Origin of the sequence: Nocardia tenerifensis NBRC 101015, assembly GCF_000308715.1 — a bacterium.
Lineage (GTDB): Bacteria > Actinomycetota > Actinomycetes > Mycobacteriales > Mycobacteriaceae > Nocardia > Nocardia tenerifensis.
Genome location: NZ_BAGH01000318.1, coordinates 1 through 5096, shown reverse-complemented (window position 1 = coordinate 5096; position 5096 = coordinate 1). Strand labels below are relative to the sequence as shown.

Genomic DNA, 5096 nt, shown 5'->3' with positions numbered 1-5096 from the left:
GCTACGCCGGGCTGGCCCGCTACGTCACCGACCGCCCGGTGTACGGCTTGCAGGCGCCGACGCTGACCGGGCCGGACCCGGCCATCGGTACTATCGACGAGCTGGCCGACAGCTACGTCGACGCCATGCTCCGTGTGCAGCCGGAGGGGCCCTATCACCTGCTCGGATGGTCGCTCGGCGGCCAGATCGCGCACGCCATCGCGGTGCGCCTGCGCGCCCGCGGCGCCTCGGTGGCCGTGCTCGCCATGCTGGACAGCGTCGTCTTCCCGGACGGTGTCGACCCGCCGCCCGCGCCGCGGATGCGAGATCTGTTGACGCACTTGCTCGGCGACGAGCCGGAAGACGGCGACTCGGCCCCCGAGCTGACCGCGGCCGAGGCGGCCGACGAATTGGCAAGGGCCGGTGCGTCATTCGGGACGGGCCTGTCCGCGACACAGCTGGAGCGGCTGCACCGCGGCTACGTCGACGGCGTCGCGCTCTCGCACGGCTACCGGCCCGGCGTCTTCGACGGTGACCTGCTGTACTTCTCGGCGACCCGCGGCGTGACCGAGTGGTTCGGCGCGGATCTGTGGCGGCCGTTCGTCACCGGCGACCTCATCGAACACCCCGTGGCGGCGACGCACGCGCAGCTCACCAATGCGGCGGTGGTCGCGGTGATCGGGCCGATTCTGGCGAGGCATTTGGAGCACGCGGCGGTGCCCGCTTAGCGCGGGGGTTCGTCTTGGCCGTCGCTGGCCGATTGCTGCGATGCTGTCATGCGCTCGTGACCTGTATGTTCATTCGTTGCGCGAACACGCCCGGTGAATACCGGATGTCCCGCCCTCCCTGATGGATACTCGACGCCATGCGCCGGCTGATGCGATGCCTGGTTCCCGTTCTCGCGGTGATCACCGCGATCGTCCCGGCCGCGACGGCCGCCGCCGATCCCGATTCCCGCATCCTCGACGTGCGCCCGCTCGGCGGGCGGCAGTTCGAGGTCGTCGTGCACTCGGCCGCGATGAACAAGCCCATCACGCTGTGGATGTCGCACCCCGGCGCAGGCGCGCCCGCGCTGTACCTGCTCAACGCGGTCGACGGCGGCGAGGACGGCGGCCCGTGGACGCGGCGCACCGACGTGGCGGACTTCTTCGCGGACAAGAACGTCAACGTGATCGTGCCGATGGGCGGGCGCGCCAGCTACTACACCGACTGGCTGCGCGACGACCCGGTGCTCGGCCGCAACCAGTGGACCACCTTCCTGACGCGCGAGCTGCCGCCGCTGCTGGAGGAGAAATTCGGCATGACGGGGCGCAATGCCGTTGCGGGACTGTCCATGTCGGCGACCTCGGCGTTGAACCTGGCGACCGGCGCGCCTGGTCTCTATCAGGCGGTCGGCGCGTACAGCGGGTGCCCGCGCACCAGCGACTCGATGTCGCAGGCGTACGTCGCGTCGCAGCTCGCGGTGTTCGGCGCGAACGCGGCGAACATGTGGGGCGCCGCGGACAATCCGGCGTGGGTCGAGCACGACCCGATGGTGCAGGCCGAGCGGCTGCGCGGCGTGGCGCTGTACGTCTCGTCCGGCACCGGCGCGCCGGGCGAGCACGACACCATCGGCGACCGCGGCATCGACGGCAACCCGGGCCGCCTGGTCGACCGCGTGCTCGTCGGCGGCGTGATGGAGACGGTCATCGGCGGCTGTACCAGGCCGTTCATCGATCGCCTGCACGAACTCGGCATCCCGGTGACCGCGAACCTACGCCCGGCGGGCACGCACGCCTGGACCTACTGGCAGGACGACGTGCACCTGTCCTGGCCGCTGTTCGCCGCCGCGCTCGGCGCTTGAGCTCCATGTCGCGAAAGTGTCGGTGCCCGGGGCGAGAATTCCGCCATGGCATATGACGAGGAATTGGCCGACCGCATCCGGTTCATGATCACACCGGGGCCGGAGCTGTCCGAGCGGAAGATGTTCGGCGGGCTGTCGTTTCTGATCGGCGGCAATATGGCGGTGGCGGCCAGCGGGCAGGGTGGGCTGCTCGTCCGGGTCGACCCGAAGGAGAGCGACGAGCTGCTCGCGCACGAGTTCGTGGAGCCGATGGTGATGGGCGGGCGGGAGATGGCCGGCTGGCTGCGTGTCACGCCCGAGGCGGCCGACGACGACGCGGTGCTAAGGGAATGGGTCGACCGCGGCGTCGGCTACGCGCGGTCGCTGCCGCCGAAAAAGAAGAAGTAGCGGCGCTCAGCCGCGCACCTGCCTGCGGTAAGTGACCCGGTCGAACTCGCGGCCGTACTCGTCGACGGCGGTCACGTCCATCTCGCTGGCGAACAGGCCCGGCCGGACGTCCACGCGCAGGAACGAGTAGTTGCGGAACCGCACCCGCGACCACGGGGCCGCCTCGTCCCGCTTGTCGCCGCCCGGGGTCCACACGTAGCTGTTGGGCACCGTCGTGTCCGGTAACTCGTTGCCGCGGTAGGACTCTCGTGAACCCGGCTGGAAGCCGTAGCGGGGCCGCCCGCCGCCGCCGACCGTGTAGTACACCGTGCCGTCGGTCTCCGGATAGACCACCGAGTTGTCGCCGGCGACCTTGGTCGCGACATCGCCGCGGATCGGGTCGGTGCGCTCGAAGACATGGTTGTGACCCTGCAGCACCAGATCCACCTGGTAGCGGTCGAACAGCGCCGCCCAGGCGTCGCGCACCCCGCCGTCGCTGGCGTGCGCGTCGGTCGTCGAGTAGGCGCAGTGGTGGAAGAAGCAGACGAGGAAGTCGATGCCGGGGTCCGCGCGGTAGGCGGCGAGGGTGCGCTCGGCCCAGGTCGTCTGCGCCCCACCGGAATACCCGGTGTTCGCCCGGATCTCATAGGAGACGTCGTTGGCGTCGAGCGAGAGCACCGCGACATTGCCGTAGGTGAACGAGTACGCCGACGGGCAGCCGGCCGGCCCGTTGCCGGGGAAGTCGAGCCGCGCGGCATGCCCGCCGTAGCCGTTCGCGCCGTAGGTCGCCTCCATATCGTGGTTGCCGGTCGCGAACATCCACGGCGTCTGCGCGGCGCTCGCCTCGATCGCGCCGAAGTACACGTCCCACACGTAGGGATTGAACTTGTCGAAGCCGTGCGCGAGTTTGCCGTCGTGCGAGACGAATTCGTTCGGCTTGCCCGCGCCGGACGGATCGGCGTAGGCGATGTCGCCGGCCAGGATGTGGAAATCCGGTCTGGCCGCGGCGATTTGGCGCAGCACATTGGTCGCGTGCGGCACGTTCGGTTCGTTGTCGGCCTTGTAGTACTTGTCGTCGTAGTCGCCGGGCGCGACACCCGCTGGCTGCGCCGGGGTTTCGTCGGTGCCCTGATCGCCCATCATGGTGAACCGGAACGGCACGATCGCGGCCCGCGCGGTGGGCATCGCCGGGGCGGCGGCGCGGATGTCGCCGGTGAACCCGTCGGCGGTGCGCCAGCGATAGAAATGCGGCACCCGGCCCGGCAGCCCGTCCACCGGCGCGTGCGCGTAGAACTGCTCGGCCGCGAGCACCCCGCCGTCGCTGCTCGGCAACTGAGTCAGCAGGTTACGCACCTCCGCCTCCACCGTCGCGCCGAGCGCCGGGGTCGGCCCATGATCGAGGAACACCCTGGTACCCAACGGCTGCCTGGACAACTGCGCGGCGAACCGGAGCTGACTGGTCGAGTCCGGCCCGAATCCGACATGGCGTCCCCCCACCGCGAGCTGCGCCTCCTCGGCATAAGCCCGCCTCCCGAACGGCGACGTCCCCACCGCCGCCACGGCCGCGGCCGCCGCGGCCCCCCCGCAGAATATTCCGCCGCGACACCGCATGCCGCCGCAGATACTCCCGATGCCACTGATACTGCTCACCCATCGTCATCTCCGCGGCCCGCCCACCCGGAATACCGGTCTCCGGAACGTCACCAACGGGATTAAGCGGATTCGACCCCATACCCTCCGATGCTGAACCCCCCGAGCGCCCCCGGCAACTCGACACCCCAAGCCCCACACGAACACCGAATGAACTCTGCCGCTTCGGACGGCGATCCCGCCGAAATGCCCCAATTGCGCCGAAACTGGGCATGATTCAGCCGCCCGCGGACCACTCCGGCCACCCGATACGCCCCCGCCCCGACCCCGAAGCTGTAAAAGGTATGCGTATCGAACATGCCTTCGAATGTCGAGGTACCTTCGGCGGAATGGTCAGTTCCCAGCACGAGGCGATGCACCGGATCTTTCAGCACGATCCAGGGATGTTCGCGCGCGCGTTCCGCGCGTTGCACGTCCCACTGGACGACCCGCTCGAAGTGGCATTGCTACCAAATGATCTCACCGAGATACGGCCGCTGGAGCGACGAGTGGACACGCTGTTGCGGTTCACGACGGTGGCGGGCCGGTTTCTGCTTCTGGTCGAGGCGCAAGGCGATGACCACCCCGACAAGCCCTCGGCGTGGGCCTACTACCTGGCGCACGCGCACGCGAAGTACCGGCTTCCGGTATTGCTGCTCGTGGTGTGCCATGACCGCGCGACCGCGCTGTGGGCGTCCCGCCCCATGGAGTTCGGTCGGCCGTTCTGGCCGAGCCTCACCATGCGGCCCCTCGTGCTCGGCCCACACAACGTGCCCGTCGTCACCGACCCAGCGGTGGCCGCCGCCGACATCCCCTTGGCCGCGCTCTCCGCGATGACCCACGTCAAACACCCGAGCATCGGTGCGATACTGAAGGCGCTCGCCGCCGCGCTGCGGGAGATCGATGAGGAAGATGCCCACGTCATCGCCGAACTCACCGAACTAGGCTTGGGCAAAAGCCCGGCCGCCGAAACCTGGAGGCAATTGATGTCGATCGATCTGTCGTTCTTCCGCTCGGAGACCTCGCAGCGCCTGCGGGATGAAGGGCGTATCGAGGGCCGATCTGAGGGAGTCGCGGGGAGCATTCTGCGGATTCTCGAGCGCCGCGGAGTCGTTGTCGACGATGGGGTGCGAGAGCGTCTGACGTCGTGCACCGATCTGGCGTTGCTGGAGCGTTGGCTCGATCGGTCCCTGACCGTGACCAGCACTGCTGAACTCTTCGACGCTGAGTGATGTCGATCGATCTGTCGTTCTTCCGCTCGGAGACCTCGCAGCGCCTG

The 5096-nt window shown here is 69.0% G+C and carries 4 protein-coding genes and 1 pseudogene; 4 read left to right on the top strand and 1 reads right to left on the bottom strand.

Annotation, left to right across the window (positions count from 1 at the left end; genetic code table 11):
- The 3 genes from ON39_RS25685 to ON39_RS25675 all read left to right on the top strand — a co-directional run.
- Positions 1 to 707: thioesterase domain-containing protein (locus tag ON39_RS25685; protein ID WP_040738219.1), on the top strand; the 707-nt coding region annotated here is incomplete at its 5' end.
- A gap of 137 nt (positions 708 to 844) precedes the next feature.
- The gene (locus tag ON39_RS25680; RefSeq protein ID WP_040738217.1) at positions 845 to 1822 is read left to right on the top strand and encodes an alpha/beta hydrolase; all 978 of its coding nucleotides are present in this window, start codon (positions 845 to 847) and stop codon (positions 1820 to 1822) included.
- Positions 1823 to 1867: 45 nt separating this feature from the next.
- Positions 1868 to 2209: a TfoX/Sxy family protein gene (locus ON39_RS25675; protein ID WP_040738216.1), complete on the top strand. Its 342-nt coding sequence runs from the start codon at positions 1868 to 1870 to the stop codon at positions 2207 to 2209.
- Positions 2210 to 2215: 6 nt separating this feature from the next.
- Here ON39_RS25675 and ON39_RS25670 read toward each other — a convergent pair.
- Positions 2216 to 3920 (bottom strand): annotated as a pseudogene (locus tag ON39_RS25670) (metallophosphoesterase family protein).
- A 247-nt stretch (positions 3921 to 4167) separates the two neighbouring features.
- On the opposite strand from ON39_RS25670, the gene ON39_RS25665 reads away from it, so the two are divergent.
- A complete protein-coding gene (locus tag ON39_RS25665; protein WP_040738214.1) occupies positions 4168 to 5049 on the top strand; it encodes an RpnC/YadD family protein in 882 nt (293 codons plus the stop codon).
- Positions 5050 to 5096: the final 47 nt, after the last annotated feature.

Excerpts from the sequence above, each read along its gene's own strand:
- ON39_RS25680 (WP_040738217.1), top strand. The coding sequence starts at position 845 with ATGCGCCGGCTGATGCGATGCCTGGTTCCCGTTCTCGCGGTGATCACC.
- ON39_RS25665 (WP_040738214.1), top strand. The coding sequence starts at position 4,168 with ATGGTCAGTTCCCAGCACGAGGCGATGCACCGGATCTTTCAGCACGAT.
- ON39_RS25675 (WP_040738216.1), top strand. The coding sequence starts at position 1,868 with ATGGCATATGACGAGGAATTGGCCGACCGCATCCGGTTCATGATCACA.